The organism is Streptomyces sp. yr375 (assembly GCF_900110755.1).
GTDB lineage: Bacteria > Actinomycetota > Actinomycetes > Streptomycetales > Streptomycetaceae > Streptomyces.
Genome location: NZ_FOFF01000003.1, coordinates 283,594 through 302,003, shown reverse-complemented (window position 1 = coordinate 302,003; position 18,410 = coordinate 283,594). Strand labels below are relative to the sequence as shown.

The 18,410-nt window shown below is 70.8% G+C and carries 12 protein-coding genes; 7 read left to right on the top strand and 5 right to left on the bottom strand.

From position 1 onward, the window contains the following. Positions 1-35 precede the first annotated feature (35 nt). From BMZ82_RS05720 to BMZ82_RS05705, 4 genes are all read right to left on the bottom strand, one after another. Positions 36-1,286: an alpha-L-fucosidase gene (locus tag BMZ82_RS05720; RefSeq protein ID WP_177244398.1), complete on the bottom strand. Its 1,251-nt coding sequence runs from the start codon at positions 1,284-1,286 to the stop codon at positions 36-38. Positions 1,287-1,400: 114 nt separating this feature from the next. After that, positions 1,401-4,508 carry an alpha-mannosidase gene (locus tag BMZ82_RS05715; RefSeq protein WP_093772297.1) on the bottom strand — a complete coding sequence of 1,036 codons (3,108 nt, stop codon included), beginning with the start codon at positions 4,506-4,508 and terminating at the stop codon, positions 1,401-1,403. Between the two features lie 149 nt (positions 4,509-4,657). Then, positions 4,658-5,995, bottom strand: coding sequence for a 6-phospho-beta-glucosidase (locus tag BMZ82_RS05710; protein ID WP_093772296.1), 1,338 nt, complete (start codon positions 5,993-5,995; stop codon positions 4,658-4,660). Next, positions 5,992-6,756 carry a DeoR/GlpR family DNA-binding transcription regulator gene (locus BMZ82_RS05705; protein WP_093772295.1) on the bottom strand — a complete coding sequence of 255 codons (765 nt, stop codon included), beginning with the start codon at positions 6,754-6,756 and terminating at the stop codon, positions 5,992-5,994. Before BMZ82_RS05705 ends, BMZ82_RS05710 begins: the two co-directional genes overlap by 4 nt. A gap of 127 nt (positions 6,757-6,883) precedes the next feature. Here BMZ82_RS05705 and BMZ82_RS05700 point away from each other — a divergent pair, with 127 nt between their 5' ends. The 7 genes from BMZ82_RS05700 (at position 6,884) to BMZ82_RS05670 (ending at position 17,810) form a co-directional block, all read left to right on the top strand. Then, a complete protein-coding gene (locus tag BMZ82_RS05700) occupies positions 6,884-7,903 on the top strand; it encodes a carbohydrate kinase family protein (protein WP_093772294.1) in 1,020 nt (339 codons plus the stop codon). Positions 7,904-8,047: 144 nt separating this feature from the next. Next, positions 8,048-9,334: an ABC transporter substrate-binding protein gene (locus tag BMZ82_RS05695; RefSeq protein WP_093772293.1), complete on the top strand. Its 1,287-nt coding sequence runs from the start codon at positions 8,048-8,050 to the stop codon at positions 9,332-9,334. Further along, on the top strand, positions 9,334-10,305 hold the full coding sequence (locus tag BMZ82_RS05690; protein ID WP_093772292.1) for a carbohydrate ABC transporter permease: 972 nt from the start codon (positions 9,334-9,336) through the stop codon (positions 10,303-10,305). Before BMZ82_RS05695 ends, BMZ82_RS05690 begins: the two co-directional genes overlap by 1 nt. A gap of 15 nt (positions 10,306-10,320) precedes the next feature. Then, entirely contained in the window at positions 10,321-11,208 is an 888-nt protein-coding gene (locus tag BMZ82_RS05685) for a carbohydrate ABC transporter permease (protein WP_093772291.1), read from the top strand. Beyond that, a complete protein-coding gene (locus tag BMZ82_RS05680) occupies positions 11,205-14,198 on the top strand; it encodes a glycoside hydrolase family 2 TIM barrel-domain containing protein (RefSeq protein WP_093772290.1) in 2,994 nt (997 codons plus the stop codon). The genes BMZ82_RS05685 and BMZ82_RS05680 overlap by 4 nt, the downstream gene beginning before the upstream one ends. A 38-nt stretch (positions 14,199-14,236) precedes the next feature. After that, a complete protein-coding gene (locus BMZ82_RS05675; RefSeq protein ID WP_093772289.1) occupies positions 14,237-16,090 on the top strand; it encodes a LamG-like jellyroll fold domain-containing protein in 1,854 nt (617 codons plus the stop codon). Positions 16,091-16,136: 46 nt separating this feature from the next. Next, the gene (locus tag BMZ82_RS05670; protein ID WP_093772287.1) at positions 16,137-17,810 is read left to right on the top strand and encodes a PHP domain-containing protein; all 1,674 of its coding nucleotides are present in this window, start codon (positions 16,137-16,139) and stop codon (positions 17,808-17,810) included. A 137-nt stretch (positions 17,811-17,947) separates the two neighbouring features. Here BMZ82_RS05670 and BMZ82_RS05665 read toward each other — a convergent pair whose 3' ends face one another. Further along, positions 17,948-18,403 (bottom strand): MaoC family dehydratase, encoded by a 456-nt coding sequence (locus BMZ82_RS05665; RefSeq protein WP_093772285.1) that lies wholly within the window; start codon positions 18,401-18,403, stop codon positions 17,948-17,950. Positions 18,404-18,410: the final 7 nt, after the last annotated feature.

The window sequence follows — 18,410 nt, the reverse complement described above, 5'->3', positions numbered from 1 at the left end:
GTTTGCCGTCGACCACCATCCGGCCCACGACTCCGTCAGAAGCGTCCCGATCCCCGGTACAGCTCCAGTTCGCCGTCCAGTTCCAGCGCGAGCACCGTGGCGTGCGGGTCGAGGTCGGAGCCGGCCGGGGGGTCGATCCACAGCACGCCGACCGCCTCGTGCAGCCCGCCGACCACCCGGTGGGCGAGTTCCGTTCCGGTGCCCAGCACCGTGACCCTGCGGACCGGTGTGACCAGACCCCGGACGCCGATCTCGGCGCGCGGAATGTCGAACAGGGTGAGGTAGAGGGTGCGGCGGTCGGCGGAGAGGGTGCTCGGCCCGTAGTGGTGCCCGGCCGGGAGCCCCCGCACTGTCCGGTACACGGCCGCCGCGTGCTTGCGGATCCACTCCCCCAGGCCTTCGAGGCGTTCGACCTGCGGCTGCGGGATGGTGCCGTCCTCCATCGGGCCGACGTCCAGCAGCAGGTTGCCGCCGCCACCGATGGTCTCCGTGAAGTAACGGACCAGTTGGGTCAGCGACTTGTGGTTGTGGTCCGTGTGCCGGTACCCCCACGAGTCGTTGATGGTGAGGCACAACTCCCAGGGCCCGTCCGGGGGTTCGATGGGTGCGCCCTGTTCGGGGGTGGCGTAGTCGCCCTCGCTGAGCATGCGGGCGTTGAAGACGACGTCCGGGGAGTAGGAGCGGATCAGCGCGGCGAGTTCCGTGATGCGCCACTGCTCCTCGCTGCGGTCCCACTCGCCGTCGAACCACATCAGGTCGGGCCGGTAGCGGGAGGCCAACTCCCTTATCTGGCCGTCCCGGTAGGTCATGAACCGCTCCCAGGCCACCAGGTCCTCGTCCTCGGCCGAGCACTCGGAGTAGCGGTTGTCCTCCTGCTCCGGCGGGCGGCCCGGCTTGCGGGTGGTGGCGTAGTCGGGGTGGTTCCAGTCGGAGTGCGAGTAGTACAGGCCGACCTTGAGGTCCTTCTCGCGCAGTGCGTCGGCGTAGCCGGTGAGGTAGTCGCGGCCGAGACCGAGGTCGCCGTACTCGGTGTCCCACAGGGCGACGCCGTCGTGGTGGCGGCTGGTGAGGACGGCGTACTTGGCGCCCGCCCTGGCGAACAGGTCGGCCCAGGCCTTCGGGTCGTAGCGGGCGCCGGTGAAGCGGTCGAGCTGGGACATGTACCGGTCGTGCGGCACGATGTCGTCGTAGAACGACCAGGACTCCTGGACGCCGTCGACGGCGTAGATCCCCCAGTGGACGAAGATCCCCAACTTGGCGTCGGTGAACCAGGGTTGCATGGGCACGGCTGAACTCCTCCGCAGGGCAGGGCACTTCGGGGCGAGGCGCTTCGACGCGGGGGCTGGCGCGCGGTGTGGGTGGTGCGGTGTGGGCCGCGCGCCCGTCCCCGGGGGCCGTTGCTAGCGGCGGGTGGCGGCGCGTTCCAGACGGAGCGTCAGGATCTGGAAGGGGCGCAGGACGACGGCGACGGTGTCGTCCGCGCCGACGGTCGCCGGTTCCAGCGGCCGTTCCAGCAGGTCGGTGACCTGGGCGCTCGCGAGCGGGAAGCTGGTGCGCAGGGTGCCGGCGCCCCGGCCGCCGCGGGACTCGTAGAGCCGGACGACGACGTCGCCGGACTCGTCGTCGGCGAGCTTGACCGCCTCGACGGTGACGCCCTCGCCGTCCACCGAGACGACCGGCTCGGGCGCGTCCGCGGTACCCGCCGCCTCCGCCACGCGCAGCGGCAGGTTGAGGGCGTAGCCCTCGGCGACCGCGTCGTCGATGCTCGCGCCGGGGAGCAGCGCGTAGGCGAAGCGGTGGCGGCCCTGGTCGGCCTCGGGGTCCGGGATGCGCGGGGCACGGACCAGGCTGAGGGCGACCGTGGTCGTCGTACCGCCGTCCTCGCGGACCGTGCGGGAGACGTCGTGGCCGTAGGTGGAGTCGTTGATGACGGCGACGCCGTAGCCGGGTTCGCCGATGTGCACCCAGCGGTGGCCGGAGACCTCGAACCGGGCCGCTTCCCAACTGGTGTTGGTGTGGGTGGGGCGCTGGATGTGGCCGAACTGGATCTCGGCGGAGGAGTGCGGCGCCCGGATGTCCACCGGGAAGGCCGCCTTGAGGATCTTCTCCGCCTCGTGCCAGTCGATGTCGGTCTCGAAGTCGACGCGGGGGCTGCCGGCGCGCAGGGTGATGGTCTGGATGATCGTCGAGCCCTTGCCGAAGGAGCGGGTGACGCGGATCGCGCCGAGCAGCGGGTCGTCCTCGACGACGGTGACCGAGTCCGGGGCCAGGAGGTCCGTGAAGCGGTTCTTGTAGTGCTTGTCGATGTCCCAGGCGTCCCAGTAGTTCGGGAGGTCGGTGTGCAGGCGCAGCAGGTTGCCCTGGCCGGCGAGGACTTCGCGGTTCGCCCGCAGATCGAATACGGACGACAGGGTGCCGTCCTCCGCGATCCGTACCCGGACCAGTCCGTTGTCGAGGACCCGGTCGGAGACCGTCACCGGCTGCGGCGAGCCGGCGGTGACGGCGCTGTCGGCGGTGTTCGTGGCGAGAGGTGCGCTGCCGTTCGCGGGCACCTCCACGTACGCCGGTGCGCCCGCGGCGGTGCGGATCACCTCCGCGCGGGCGAAGGGGCTCGTGTTGAACACCCTTGTGCCGCCCACGCCTTCGGTTCCGCCGCCGCCGAGCGCGGCGACCGCCTCGGCCGTCAGGACCTCCAACTCCTCGGCGACACGGGCGTATTCGGCCTCCGCCTCGCGGTGCACCCAGGCGATGGAGGAACCCGGCAGGATGTCGTGGAACTGGTGCAGCAGCACCGTCTTCCAGAGCCGGTCGAGCTTCTGGTACGGGTAGGCGTAGCCCGGCGCGTGCAGGGCGGCGGTCGTCGCCCACAACTCGGCCTCGCGCAACTTGTGTTCGCTGCGCCGGTTGCCCTGCTTGGTGCGGGCCTGGGTGGTGTAGGTGGCGCGGTGCAGCTCGAGGTAGAGCTCGCCGACCCAGACCGGGGCGTCCGGGTACTCCTCGCGGGCCTTGGCGAAGAACGCGTCGGGGTGTTCGACGACGACCTTCGGCGAGCCTTCCAGGTCGGCCAGCCGGCGCGCCCGCTCCATGATCTCGCGGGTGGGGCCGCCACCGCCGTCGCCCCAGCCGAACGGGGCGAGGGAGCGCGTACCGGCGCCCTTCTCCGAGTAGTTGCGGACCGCGCGGTCCATCTCCTCGCCGCTGAAACGGGCGTTGTAGGTGTCGACGGGCGGGAAGTGCGTGAAGATGCGGGTGCCGTCGATGCCCTCCCACCAGAAGGTGTGGTGGGGGAACTTGTTCGTCTGGTTCCAGGAGATCTTCTGGGTGAGGAACCAGTCGTTGCCGGCGAGCTTGGCGAGCTGCGGGTAGGCGGCGTTGTAGCCGAAGGAGTCCGGCAGCCAGACGCCCTTGGTCTCGATGCCGAAGTGCTCGATGAAGAACCGCTTGCCGTGGACGAGTTGGCGGGCGATGGCCTCGCCGCCGGGCAGGTTGCCGTCGGACTCGACCCACATGCCGCCGACCGGCGCCCACTGCCCCTTCTTCACCGACTCCTGGATGCGCGCCCACACCTGCGGGTAGTTGTCGCGCACCCACTCGTACTGCTGGGCCTGCGAGCAGGCGAAGACGAAGTCGTCGTACTCGTCGGCGAGCGAGGTGACGTTGGAGAAGGTGCGGGAGGTCTTGCGCTTCGTCTCGCGGATCGGCCACAGCCAGGCGGAGTCGATGTGCGCGTGGCCGACGCCGGAGATGGTGTGCGCGCTGGCGTGCGCGGGGCGGGCCAGGACGGGCGCGAGGACCTCGCGGACGGCCGCGGCGCTGCCGGAGATGTCGTCCAGGTCGAGGACGTCCATGGCGCGGTCCAGGGCGTGCATGATCTCGTGGCGGCGCGGCTCGTGCTCGCCGAGGTGGACCATGAGTTCGCGCAGCACCTGGAGGTCGAGGTCGAGGTGCCAGACCTGCTCGTCGAGGACGGCGATGTCGGCGCGGCGGAATGTGTACAGGGGACGGTCGCCTGCCGTCAGCACATCGCCCAGCGGGGTCGGGCCGGCGAAGTCGTTGGCCAGGATGTCCGGGTTGGAGGCGGCCTCGACGAGGTAGTCGATGGTCTCGCCGCCGGTCACCGGGTTGCCGATCGGCACGTACTGGTTGAGCGGGTTGACCGCCTTCAGCGGGGTCCCGTCGGTGAGGTGGACCAGGGCCTCGGCCTGGTTGCCGGGCCAGTCGCCGACGAAGCCGAGGTCGATGACGGCCTCGACGCGCTTCCCGGCCCACTCGGCGGGCACCTGTCCGCGCATCCGGAACCAGGTGGTGCCCCAGGGCGGACCCCACGGGGTGTCCATCGCGAAGGGCTCGTAGGCGGCGGCCGCGGCCTCCGCGAAGGGGACGGGCTCCCCCGGCGCCTGCCAGGCCTCGACCTCGAAGGGCACGGTGGCCGCGTAGATCGCGGGCTTGACGCGCTGGTTGTGGACGCGCTCGACGCGCTCCTCGATGCGGCGGCGTTCGTCATGCATGGGGAATCTCCAGAGAGGGACCACGGAGGCCGGGAAGGGCGGGCAGAGCAGGAAGGGCGGGGAGGCCCGGGGGCGGGCCGAAAGGCCGGCAGAGGCCGGGTGAGAGCTGGGCCGACCAGCCGGGGGAGAAAGCGCTTTCCGTCGGGCGCCTACTTAAGGTACGCCAGCCCGGGATGGACGTCGGTGTACCCCTCGACCAGCTTGCGGGCCACGTTGACCGAGTCGACCAGCGGGTGCAGCGCGAACGCCTTCACGGCCGTCGCACGGGAGCCGGACTCGGCGGCGGCGAGCACCTCGCGCTCGACGCCCTTCACCGCGCAGACCAGGCCGGTGGCGTGCTCGGGCAGCGGGGACACGGCCACCGGGTGCGCGCCGTTGGCGTCCACGAGGCAGGGCACCTCGATGACGGCGTCCGCGTCGAGCGCCGAAAGGGTGCCCTGGTTGCGGACGTTGAGGATCAGCGTCGTGCGCTCGTCGCGGGCGATGGCCCGCATCAGGGCGAGGGCGACCTTCTCGTAGCCGCCGGAGAGGTCGTCGGCGTCGCGTTCGCCGGCGCCGGCCGTCTCCCGGTTCTCGGCCATGTAGGTGGCCTCGCGCTCGGCGCGGGTGCGGTCCCAGGCGGTCAGGGCCGCCGTGTCGGGGCGCTTCATCTCCGCGTAGAACTGGGCCTGTTGGTCGGCGAGGAAGGCGCCGCGGGTCTTCTCGGCCTGCTGGTAGGCGCGGACGGCCTCACGGTTGAAGTAGTAGTAGTGCAGGTACTCGTTGGGGATCGCGCCGAGCGACTGGAGCCAGTCGACGCCGAAGAGCTTGCCCTCCTCGAAGGAGCCGAGCAGGTCGGGGTCGGCGAGCAGGCGCGGGAGTTCGTCGCGTCCGGCGACGCGCAGGCCGCGGACCCAGCCGAGGTGGTTGAGACCGACGTAGTCGATCCACGCCTCCCTGGGGTCCGCGCCGAGGACCCGGGCGATCCGGCGGCCGAGGCCGACCGGCGAGTCGCAGATGCCGATCACGCGGTCGCCGAGGTGGCGGGACATGGCCTCGGTGACCAGGCCGGCCGGGTTGGTGAAGTTGATGAGCCAGGCGTCGGGGGCGAGGCGGGCCACGCGCCGGGCGATGTCGACGGCGACGGGGACCGTGCGCAGACCGTAGGCGATGCCTCCGGCGCCGACCGTCTCCTGGCCGAGGACGCCCTCCGCGAGGGCCACCCGCTCGTCGTTCGCGCGGCCTTCGAGGCCGCCGACGCGGATCGCGGAGAAGATGAAGTCGGCGCCGCGCAGTGCCTCGTCGAGGTCGGTGGTGGCGGTCACCCTGGGGGCGTCGGGGACGCGGGCCACCTGCTCGTCCAGTACCCGGGCGACCGCATGCAGTCGACCGGCGTCCAGATCGTGCAGCACGACCTCCGTGACCCGCCCCTCGGCGCGGTCCGTCAGCAGCGCCCCGTACACGAGCGGCACCCGGAAGCCGCCGCCGCCCAGAATCGTCAGTTTCACGCTTGCACCTTTCCTGCCACGACCATCTCGACGCCCGCTTCCTCGAACGAGGACCGGGTCACCGGGTCGACCGGCGTGTTCGTCACCACCGCGTCCAGGTCCTCGGGACCACAGACCTTCGCCATGCCCGTACCCGGGAACTTCGCCGAGTCGGCGAGCAGGACGACCTTGTCACCGGCCTCGATCATGGCGCGTTTCACCGGCACCTCGACGACCGTGGTGTCCATCACCTGGCCGCCCGGGCGCACTCCGCTGGTGCCGAGGAACAGCCAGTCGGCGTGCAACTGGCGCAGGTTGTCCTCGGTGAGGAAGCCCACCAGCGAGCGGTACTCGCGCCGGACCATGCCGCCGAGCAGCACCAGCTCTATGCCCTCGTCGTCGGCGAGCTCCTCGTAGACCACCAGGTTGCTGGTGATCACCGTCAGCCGGCGGCCGTGCAGTTGCCTGGCCAGGCGGTAGGCGGTGGTGCCGATGTCGAGCAGCACCGACTGTCCGTCCGCGACCATCGCCGCGGCGTGCGCGGCTATCGCGTCCTTCTCGGCCACGCGCATCTCGGCGACCTCGGCGAAGGGCTGGTCGCCCTCCTCCGCGACGGCGCCGCCGTGCACCCGGGTGAGCAGGCCGTCCTCCTCGAGTTTGACCAGGTCACGCCTGATCGTGGCCGGGCTCACACCCAGTTGCTCGGAGAGATCGGTCACGGCTGCGGGACCGCCGGAGCGCAGCGCCCGCAGGATGAGTTGATGTCGTCGTTCAGCCAGCACGAGGCGAACACTACTCGTCATCTTCAATCAAATCCATGCTCACTTCTGCTGAGGTATTGACCAATCTCGCCCGATGGGCGCACGATTCCGGTCACAAAGATGAAGAGTTTTGACGAGAGGATGCGCGGTGGACGACGACCGGCCCGAGGTGCTGCTCACCGGGCTGCTCTTCTACGACCTCGTCCTCACGGGGCTCGGCAAGCCGCCGACGCCGGGCGAGGAGATCTGGACGGCGGGCATGGGCTGCGGCCCCGGCGGCATCGCCAACCTGGCGGTGGCCGCGTCCCGCTTCGGCCTGCGGACCTCGCTGGCCACGGTCTTCGGCGACGACTTCTACGGCGTCCACTGCCACGAGGTGCTCGCCGGGCAGGAGGGCGTCGACCTCTCCCTCTCCCGGGTGGCGGAAAGCTGGCACACGCCGGTCACCGTCGCGCTCGCGCACGGCCACGACCGGGCGCTGGTCACCCACGGCCAGGAGCCGCCGTACTCGCAGGACGAGCTGATGGGCGACCCGCCCGAGGCGCGCACGGCGCTCGTGCACCTGGAGGCGGAGCCGCGTGCCTGGCTCGCCAAGGCGGCCGCGAACGGCACGCAGATCTACGCCGACGTCGGCTGGGACCCCACCCAGCAGTGGTCCACCGACCTCCTCGACCAGCTCCGGCTGTGCCACGCCTTCCTCCCCAACGAGACCGAGGCGATGGCGTACACCCGCACCGACAGCGCGGTCGCCGCGCTCGGCACGCTCACCGAGCTGGTGCCGGTGGCCGTGGTCACCCGGGGCGGCGACGGCGCGCTCGCGGTCGACCAGACGACCGGGGAGTACGCGGAGGTCCCCGCCCTCGACGTCGACGTCCTGGACGCGACGGGCGCCGGGGACGTGTTCGGCGCGAGCTTCGTCGCCGCCTCGCTGGGCGGCTGGCCGCTGGCGGAGCGGCTGCGGTTCGCCGTCCTGTCCGCCGGGCTCTCGGTGCGGCACCACGGCGGGGCGCTCGCCGCCCCCGGCTGGTACGGCATCGACCGCTGGTGGCGCTCCGTGACCGAACCCGAACTGAAGCGGACGTACGGCTTCCTCGCCGACCGCATCCCGGCGGACGTCGGCCCGCCCGTGCGGTACGCCCCGGTCACCCCGCCCGCGCGGCGGCCCTGACCGGGCCCGAGGCCCCGTATGCCGTAGCCCGTATCCCATATCCCGTGGTTCGTAGCCCGTAGCCCGAGAAGACAACCCCACGCATGTCCCTCGATTGCACATCGTCTGCGAAGACGCGAACAGATCCGAAAGGCGGTGGGAGCTGTGCGGCTCTCACGTAGAGGCCTGCTCCGCGCGGGACTGGCCGGTTCGGCCGCCACGGCGCTCGGCGGCCTGGCGTCCGGCTGCGCTGTTCCGACCGGTTCGACCGGCCGGAACATGGTCCTGTGGTACTGGGACGGCGGCCTGGGCGACACGGTCGTCAAGAACGCGACGGCCCGGTACGGCGGCTCGGTCGACCTCAAGGCCATCAAGATCGGCGGCTACTACCGGTCGAAGCTGATCACGACGATGGCCGGCCGCGCCCATGTCCCCGACATCGCGGGCCTCAAGGGCGAGGACATGGCGTCCTACCTGCCCAACGCCGGCCAGTTCGTGGACCTGCGCACACTCGGCGCGGACAAGTACAAGTCGCAGTACCTGCCCTGGAAGTGGGAGCAGGGCATCGCGGACGACGGCACGATGGTCGGCTTCCCGATCGACTGCGGGCCGGTGGCGCACTTCTACCAGTACGCCGTCTTCCGGAAGGCCGGACTGCCGTACGAGCCCGCCGACGTGTCGAAGGAGCTGAACACCTGGGAGAAGTTCTTCGCGGCGGGTGAGCGGCTGCGGCAGCAGATCCCGGGAACCTCGCTGCTCACCGACGTGAACAGCGTCTTCGAGAACGTGGTGCAGCAGGGCAGCGCGCGGTACGTCGACAAGGACCGCCACTTCATCGGCGACCAGGAGCATGTGCGCCACGCCTGGGCGCTCTCCGTCGAGGCCAAGCGGCGCAAGCTCGTGTCGAACCTGGTCAACGGCACCCCGGACCAGTTCTCGGCCATCGAGGACGGCAAGCTGCCGAGCCAACTGGGCGCGTCCTGGGCGACCAGCGACCTCAAGAACGGCGTGCCGAAGACCACGGGCCGGTGGCGGGTGGCCGACATGCCCGTGCGGCCCTCCAACAACGGCGGCTCGTTCCTGTCGATCACCAAGGAGTGCCGGGAGCCCGAGCAGGCGTTCCGGATCATCACCTGGATGCTCGACGCGGGCAACCAGGCGCAGGGCTTCGTGGACGCGGGACTCTTCCCGTCCACCCCCGCCTCGTACGGCCTGAAGCAGGTGCGCGAGCCCGACGCGTTCTTCGGCGGGCAGGTCACGATGGACGTCTTCGGGCCCGCCGCGCAGAAGATCGCCGTCGCCTACAACAGCCCCTTCGACGTGGCGCTCGGGCAGCCGATCAAGGACGAGATGAAGAACGTCGGCGTCCTCGGCAAGGACCCCAAGCAGGCCTGGAGTGACGCCATGAGCAAGTGCCGGCGCATCGCGAAGCACCTGGGGGTGAGCTACTGATGGCCACCCTCCCCACGCTGGTGAAGCCCCCGGAGCCCCCGGCGGTCGTGGCGGACGCTTCCGCGCCGCGACCCCGGACGGGCCTGCGCAAGTACTGGCACCTCTACGCCGCGATCTCCCCCTTCTATCTGCTGTTCCTCTGCTTCGGCCTGGTCCCGGTCGGCTTCTCGCTCTACCTGTCCTTCCACCGCTGGGACGGCCTCGGCTCGATGGAGTGGGCGGGTCTGACGCAGTATCAGTACCTGCTGAGCGACTCGGAGTTCTGGAGCTCGATCGGGACCACGATCGTCATCTGGGCGCTGGCCACCTTCCCCATGATCCTCCTGGCGATGGTGACGGCGGTGATGCTCAACTCGGCGGTGCGGTTCAAGAACCTCTACCGGGTCGCCTACTTCCTGCCGAGCGTCACCTCGGTCGTGGCGATCGCGATCGTCTTCGGCTCGGTCTTCTCCACCAACTTCGGCCTCGTGAACGCCTTTTTGCAGGCCGTCGGCGTCGACCAGATCGCCTGGCTCAACACCCCGTGGGGCATCAAGATCGCCGTGGCGACGCTGATGACCTGGCAGTGGACCGGCTACAACGCGATCATCTTCCTGGCCGGGCTGCAGACCATCCCGGGCGAGCTGTACGAGGCGGCGCGGATGGACGGCGCGGGGCCGGTGCAGACCTTCTTCCGGATCACGCTGCCGATGATGCGGCCGGTGCTGCTGTTCGTGCTCGTCGTGTCGACGGTCACCGGTCTGCAGAGCTTCTCCGAACCGCAGGTCCTGCTGCAGAACACCTCCAACGACTCGACGTTCTCGGGCGGTCCGGGCCACGCGGGCCGGACGATGGTCCTCTACTTCTTCCAACAGACCTTCGACAACAACGACTTCGGCTACGGCGCCGCCGTGGCGTGGGGCATCTTCCTCGTCGTCGTCCTCTTCTCGATCATCAACTGGCGTCTGGTGCAGCGCCGGGGCGAAGACTAGGAAGGCCTGAACACCATGGCATCCATCCAAGGAACCCGGCGGACCAAGGGCCAGGGAATCCAGCGGACCAAGGGGATCGACGGGACCCGCCGCAGAGGGTTCGCGCTGCACGCGAGCCTCGTCGCCGGCGTCCTGCTCTCGGCCTTCCCGTTCTACTGGGCCGTGATCATGTCGACGCACACGTCGTCGGAGATCTTCTCCTACCCGCCCAAGCTGCTGCCGGGCACGCACTTCCTGGAGAACGTCCGCAGCCTCTTCGACACCATCGATTTCTTCGGCTCGATGTTCAACTCGGTGCTGGTCGCGGGGTCGGTGACGTTCCTGGTCCTGTTCTTCGACTCGCTGGCGGCCTTCGTCTTCGCCAAGTTCGCGTTCCCGGGCAAGCGGCTGCTGTTCGTGCTGCTCATGTTCATCTTCATGGTGCCGGCACAGCTCCAGGCGATCCCGCAGTTCGTGATCATGGCGAAGCTCGGCTGGATCGGCTCGATGACGGCGCTGATCGTGCCGGCCGCCGCCAACGCGTTCGGCATCTTCTGGATGCGCCAGTACATGAGGAGCGCGATCCACGACGAACTCCTCGACGCCTCCCGGATCGACGGCGCGAACTTCCTGCGCCAGTACTGGCACGTGGCCCTCCCGGTGGTCCGGCCGGGCCTGGCCTTCCTCGGCATCTTCACCTTCATGGGCCAGTGGAACGACTACGCCTGGCCCCTGATCGCCCTCACCAACCCGGACAACGTGACCCTCCAGGTCGCCCTGTCCCAGCTCAACGGCACCCACGGCACCACCGACTACGGAATGGTCATGACCGGCGCACTCCTCGCCCTCGTCCCCCTGCTGATCGTGTTCGCGATCGGCGCCCGCCAGATGATCGGCGACCTCGCCAAGGGAGCGATCAAGTGACGGACCCGCTGCTGACGCTCCGCCCCTGGCAGGCACCCGAGCTGACCTCCTGGGGCCGACTGCCCATGAACGCCGTCGACCGGCGCTCGGGGGCCCGCTCCCTGGACGGCGACTGGCGCTTCCAACTGCTGCCCGCCCCGGACGCGCCGGTCGGCGACGCCTGGTCCACGGCGGCCGTGCCCGGGGTATGGACCATGCAGGACACGGACGACCTTCCGCAGTATCTGAACATCCGTATGCCGTATGCGGAATTCCCTCCGCGGTCGCCCGTCGTCGACAATCCGACGGGTGTCTACGAGCGCGAGATCGACGTCCCCGCCGAGTGGGCCGGACGCCGGATCGTGCTCCAGGTCGGGGCCGCCGAGAGCGTGCTGCTGGTGCACGTGGACGGGCGGCCCGTCGGCATCTCCAAGGACTCCCATCTGGCCGCCGAGTTCGACCTGTCGGACGTCGTCCGCCCCGGCGGGCGGTCCGTCGTACGGCTGACGGTCGTCAAGTGGTCGGACGCCTCGCACATCGAGGACCAGGACCACTGGTGGCACGGCGGGATCACCCGCTCGGTCCTGCTGTACGCCACCGACGCGCTGCACCTGTCCGACGTGACCGTGCGGGCCGGGCAGGACGGCGAGCTGCGGGTCGACTGCCGGGTGCGGGACGCGGGCGGCGCGCTGCCCGCCGGCTGGTACGTCAGCGGGGACCTGGACGGGCTGCCGGTGGTCCAGGACGCCGCGTTCGACCTGGCCAACGCCGAGGACGAGCGCGTCTCCGCCTTCCTCGGCGAGGCCCGCCTCACCGCGCGCGTGCCCGAGGTGCGCAGTTGGACGGCCGAGACGCCCGAGCTGTACGGCCTGACGGTGCGCCTGCACCGCGCCGACGGCACGGTCGCCGACACCTCCCGGCACCGCGTCGGCTTCCGGGACGTGACGATCGTCGGACGGGACCTGCTGGTCAACGGCGAGCGGGTGTTCATCCGGGGCGTCAACCGGCACGACTTCCATCCGCTGACGGGGCGGACGGTGTCGTCCGACGACATGCGCGCGGACCTCGCCCTGCTGAAGCGTTTCGGCTTCAACGCGATCCGCACCGCGCACTACCCCAACGACCCGACGCTGTACGACCTCGCCGACGAGCTCGGTTTCTACGTCGTCGACGAGGCCGACATCGAGTCGCACGACCACGCCCACGAGATCGCCGACGACCCGCGCTATCTGAACGCCTTCGTCGACCGGGTCGCGCGGATGGTACTGCGGGACAAGAACCACCCGTCGGTCATCATCTGGTCGCTGGGCAACGAGTCCGACTACGGCGCGAACCACGACGCCGCCGCCGGCTGGCTGCGCCGGCACGATCCGACGCGGCCGTTGCAGTACGAGGGGGCCGCCAAGCGCGGCTGGGCCGATCCGGGGCTCGCCTCCGACATCGCCTGCCCGATGTACGCGCCCCTGGCGGACTGCGTGGCGCACGCGCTGTCCGGGGAGCAGACCAAGCCGCTCATCCAGTGCGAGTACTCCCACGCGATGGGCAACAGCAACGGCACGCTGGCCGACCACTGGGCTGCCATCGAGGCCACCCCGGGTCTTCAGGGCGGGTTCATCTGGGAGTTCTGGGACCACGGGATCCTTCAGTCCGTGAACGACGGAAGACCGGTCGGGCGCGGCGGAGCCGGGCTCTACGACAACGGTGTCACCGCGCCCGGGTACCGCTGGGCGTACGGCGGCGACTTCGGCGAGCGCGACCACGACGGCGCGTTCATCGCGGACGGCGTCGTCCTGCCCGACCGCACCCCCAAGCCGGTGATGTACGAACACCGCGAACTCGCCGCGCCGCTGCGCCTCCAGGGCTTCCGGCACGAGGGGCTGGTCCTCTCCAACCACCAGCACTTCCGCGGCCTGGAGTGGCTCGCCGGCGAGTGGCAGTTGTCGCTCGCGAGCGGCGGGACGCTCACCGCGGCGGCCGAACTGCCCGATCTGCGGCCGGGCGAGACGGCCGTGGTGCCGTTGCCGTTCGCACTGCCCGAGGAGGGCGGCGAGGCGTGGCTGACGCTGCGGGTGACGACGGCGGAGGACCTGCCGTGGGCGCCGCGCGGCACGGAGGTGTGCGCGCCGCAGGTGCGGCTGCGGGCCGCCGAGCCGGTCGAGGAGCGGGAACCGGCCGGTTCCGGGCGGGTCGAGGAGCGGGAACCGGCCGGTTCCGGGCGGGTCGAGGAGCGGGAACCGGCCGGTTCCGGGCGGGTCGAGGTCGACGCCGACGGACTCCTCGTGCACCCGCTGCTGGCCGTCGCGCCCACGCTGTCGCTGTGGCGGGCGCCCACCGACAACGACGAGTTGGGCGGCATGGCGCAGCGCTGGCGGACGTGGGGTTTGGACGCCCTGGTGCGCAAGCTGGTCTCGGTCCATCGGGAGGGCGACGGGGTGCGCGTGCTCGCCGAGTACGCGGGCGCCACCGGCGTCGTCCGGCACCGGCAGGTGTTCACCCCGGTGGACGGCGGCCTCCGGATCGACGAACAGGCCGAGCTGCCCGAGGAGTTCGACGACGTGGCGCGGGTCGGCTCGGTCTTCGAGACGGTCGCCGGGCCGGACCTGCTGGAGTGGTTCGGGCAGGGCCCCTGGGAGTCGTATCCCGACCGCAGCGGTGGCGCGCCGGTGGGCCATCACCGCGTCCCCGTCGACGAGTTGTTCACTCCGTACCTGCGTCCGCAGGAGAGCGGCGGCCGGCACGGGGTACGGCGCTTCACGCTGTCGGCGCCGGACGCCACGGGCCTCGCGGTCACGCTGGACGAGCCACGCCAGGTCTCCGTCACGCGGTACCGCGCCGCGGACCTGACCGCCGTCGCCCACCATGACGAACTCGTCCCGCGCGCCGGCTGCGTGGTGCACCTCGACGCGGCGCACCGCGGGCTCGGCACGGCGTCGTGCGGCCCCGACACCTTCCCCTCCTACCTCGTCGCACCGGGCGTCCACCGCTGGAGCTGGACCCTGCGCGTTCTCTGAACTCCCTTTCGCAGCAACGGACTTCTTACGGAGCTCACGTGTGTACTTCGCATGCCCACGATCAGGGCGAGGCCGCCCAGGCCGGTGCCGGAAGACGCGGTTTCCTCCGGGCCACCGCACTGCTCGGCGCCGCCGCCACGGCTGCCGCCACGGCCGGTGTCGCACTGTCGGCCACCGCCGAGGCGGCCCCGGCCAAGGCCTGGCGCCCGGACCCCGACAGCCGCCGCTTCACGCTCGCCGTCATGCCCGACACGCAGTACCTGTTCGACGGCCCGAGCCTCGACAAAGCGCCGGTCGAGGCGTCTTTGCGCTATCTGCTGGAGCACGGCAAGGACGAGAACATCGTGTTCCTGTCCCACCTCGGCGACCTCACCCAGAACGGGTCGAAGGACGAAGTCGCCGCGATCAGCGAGGCGTTCGGGCTGCTGGACCGGCGCGGGGTCGGCTACAGCGTCCTGGCAGGCAACCACGACGTGCGGTCGTCGACGACCGACCAGCGCGGCGCGACCCCGTACCTGGACGCCTTCGGTCCGGAGCGTTTCCAGGGGAAGCCCACGTTCGGCGGGGCCTCGCCCGACGGTTACAACTCCTTCCACCTGTTCCGGGCGGGCGGCCGGGAGTGGCTGGTGCTGGCGCTGGACTGGCGACTGTCGGAGCAGGGGTACGCCTGGGCCGCAGACGTCCTCGCCCAGCACCCGAAGACCCCCGTCGTCCTCACGACGCACGAGCTGGTCGTCGAGGACGACGCCCTCTCGGCGTACGGGCAGCAGTTGTGGGACCGGTTGATCGACGGCCACGACCAGATCTTCCTGACCCTCAACGGGCACTACTGGCCCGCCGGGCGGGCAACGCGCAAGAACGCGGCGGGACATGACGTCCATCTGCATCTGACGAACTATCAGAACCGGTACTTCGGCGGCGCGGCGATGATCCGCCTCTACCGCTTCGACCTGGACCGGGGCGTCATCGACGTGGAGACGGTCTCCCCGTGGATCCTGGGCCGGGCCGCGAAGGGTCTCAACGAGCTGGAGCGGCAGGAGATCGAACTCAGCGGCGCGGCCGACCGGTTCTCGGTCGACATCGACTTCGCGGCGCGCTTCGCCGGCTTCGACCCGGTGCCGGCGCGCGCCGCGCGTCCCGTGTCGAAGGTCGTCGTCCCCGGCACGGTCGCGTACTGGCGGTTCGACGGGCACGCCGACGGTTCGGCCGTGTCCGGCACCGTCCGGGACCTGTCCGGGCGCGGCAACGACCTCACCGTCGTCCCGGTCGGCGGCGGCACGCTCGGCTGGTCGTCGGACCACCACCCCGACCAACCCGGGCACGGCAGCCTGGAGTTCCAGGGCTTCAAGTCCCCGCTGACGGGGGCGTACCTGCGCACGGTCGACGGCGCGCCGCTCAACTCGGCCACGTTCAAGGCCGGTTACACCATCGAGGCGTTCTACCGGCTGCCGGCCGACTGGGACCCCGCGCACCACGCCTGGTCGGGGCTGGTGGGCCGGACGGGCACGGGCGGAGCGGCGGGCAAGACCGGCGACGACCCCGACGAGCCGCTGGCCACCCTCTCCCTCTCCAACGACCGGGAGCCGCAGTGGGCGATGCGCCCGCTGAACCAGCAGGGCATCGCCACCAACTGGGGGCAGGAGACCCCGCTGGAGACCTGGTGGCACCTCGCGGTCGTCAACGACGGCAAGCACACAACGCTGTACGTCGAGGGCTGCCCGACCGTGCGCAACCCGAAGGCGGCGGCCGTCGGCATCGCCTCCGTCGGACTGCCGTGGCTGCTCGGCGGCTACGCGTACGGCGACAAGATCGACCAGATCCTGCACGGCCGCCTCGGCGACGTCCGCATCGTCGAACGGGCGCTGCCCGTCACCTCCTTCATGAACCACTGACCTCCTTCATGAACCACTGACGCCTCCAAGAGGACTGCAAAAAAACATGACCGAGCAGCAACTGCCCGTCTGGGCCGACCCGTCCGTCTCCCCCGCCGCCCTCGACGCGCAGGGTGTGTCGAGGCGTGAACTCCTGCGCCGGGCCGGGCTGTTCGGGGCCGCGTTCACGCTGGGCGGGGTGGCCGCGGCCACCCCGGCCGCGGCCGCCGCCGGCCGGGGCTTCGGCGGCGAGGACCCGCGCCTGGCCTACCTGGTCGGCGACCACCACGTGCACTCCGTGTACAGCCACGACGCGAAGTACACGTTCTCCCAGCAGGCACGGGCCGCAGCCCGGTACGGCCTGGACTGGATGGTGTTCAACGAGCACGCCAACTTCGGACACGCCTCGTTCGGCGCGGCGCTGGAGCACCAGGAGATCCTGAAGGCACGCGCCGAGAACCCGCGCCAACTGATCTTCCAGGGCCTGGAGTGGTACATCCCGGCGGCCGAGCACGGCACGGTGTTCGCCGCACCCGGCCCGCACGAGGCCGACCTGCTCACCCGGTTCGAACTCGCCTACGACGGCAAGCTGTTGGGCTACACCGAGGGCGCCGCCGGCGCGGCCGACACCGCCCGCAACGAGGCGCACGCCGTCCAGGCGATCCGGTGGCTGGCCGAGCAGCGCCGCACCGGCTACGTCGACGACGTCCTCGTCCTGGCCAACCATCCGCTGCGCCTGGGCATCGACTCCCCGCACGAGATGCGGAGTTGGCGCGACGCGGCCCCCGAGATCATGATCGGCATGGAGGGCGCGCCCGGCGCCCAGGGCGCGGCGATCCCCGGCTGGCGCGGAGCCACTTCCATCCGCGGCGAGTACGAGAACAAGCCGTCCGCGCAGTCCCACGCGGGCTATCCGGCGGACGCCTATCGCACGTACGGCGGTTTCGACTGGGCGACGGCGACTGTCGGGGGGCTGTGGGACTCGATGCTGGCCGAGGGCCGGCTGTTCTCGGTGACCACCAACTCCGACAACCACCGCACCGTCTTCGACACCTGGAAGAACGGCGACTGGCCGGCCGGGCAGAACTTCGACACCACCGGCAGGCTGCCCGACCCGGTGGACACGGACACCCCGCAGCCGGGCAGCGACTTCTGGCCGGGCCAGTTCAGCCGTACGCACGTGGGCGTCACCCGGTACGGCTACCGGGCGGTGATGACGGGGCTGCGCGAGGGCCGGGTGTGGCTCGACCACGGGCATCTGCTCGACGGGCTGGAGGTCCGGCTGCGGCGGGAGCACAGCGGCGGCCGGGGTGTCACGCTCGGCGGCCGGCTGCGGGTCCGCAAGGGCGAGCGGCTCACCCTGGACATCACCGTCACCACCGCCTCCCGCCCCAACCCCCAGGGAATCCTGCCCGAGTTGGCGCACGTGGACGTCATCCGGGGCGCGGTGCGCGGCGCGGTGTCCGACCGCGACACCTGGCGGGCGCCCGACACGAGGGTCGCCCACACGACGGACGTGAGCGGCCGCACGGGCACGTACACCCTGCGCGTCCCGCTGACGGTCGGCGACGAGTCGTTCTACGTCCGCCTACGCGGCAGCGACGGCAACCACAACGCCCCCGGCTACCTGGGCACCTCCATAGACCCCCACGGCCCCATCCCCCACACCCCAGGCAACGGCGACCCATGGACCGACACCTGGTTCTATTCCAACCCGATCTTCATAGACACCGTCAACTGAAGCGCCCCAAAGGGGCGCGGGGCTGTATCGATGTGCGGCTCCGCCGCGTGGGCGCGACCAGCCACAACGATCCCGCAGCCGCCCCCAACACAAACCCCAACGGCGCAACCGGCCCAACCGGCCCAACCGGCGGAGCCCTACGCGTAGAAGCGCGAAAGGCTCTGCAGCACCGCCGCCGGCTTAGTGCCCCCCTCGATCTCGATCGCGCCGTCGACGGCGACCTGCACGCCGCCCGGCACGTCCTCGACCTCGGCCAGCTTGCCGACGAGGCGAATGCGCGAGCCGACCTTCACCGGTGAGGGGAAACGGACCTTGTTCAGCCCGTAGTTGACCTTCGTCGTGACGCCCTGGACGTCCAGCAGTTCGGTGAACAGGGGGATGAAGAGGGAGAGCGTCAGGTAACCGTGGGCGATCGGGGCGCCGAAGGGGCCTTCCGTGGCCCTCGCCGGGTCCACGTGGATCCACTGGTGGTCCCCGGTCGCGTCGGCGAACGTGTCGATGCGCTCCTGGGTGACCTCGATCCACTCGCTGGTGCCCAGGTCGCTGCCGGCCAGCTTCTTCAGCTCTTCGAGGCCGTTGACGGTGATGGTCATGAGGGTT

Excerpts from the sequence above, each read along its gene's own strand:
- BMZ82_RS05715 (WP_093772297.1), bottom strand. The coding sequence starts at position 4,508 with ATGCATGACGAACGCCGCCGCATCGAGGAGCGCGTCGAGCGCGTCCAC.
- BMZ82_RS05690 (WP_093772292.1), top strand. The coding sequence starts at position 9,334 with ATGGCCACCCTCCCCACGCTGGTGAAGCCCCCGGAGCCCCCGGCGGTC.
- BMZ82_RS05685 (WP_093772291.1), top strand. The coding sequence starts at position 10,321 with ATGGCATCCATCCAAGGAACCCGGCGGACCAAGGGCCAGGGAATCCAG.
- BMZ82_RS05670 (WP_093772287.1), top strand. The coding sequence starts at position 16,137 with ATGACCGAGCAGCAACTGCCCGTCTGGGCCGACCCGTCCGTCTCCCCC.
- BMZ82_RS05665 (WP_093772285.1), bottom strand. The coding sequence starts at position 18,403 with ATGACCATCACCGTCAACGGCCTCGAAGAGCTGAAGAAGCTGGCCGGC.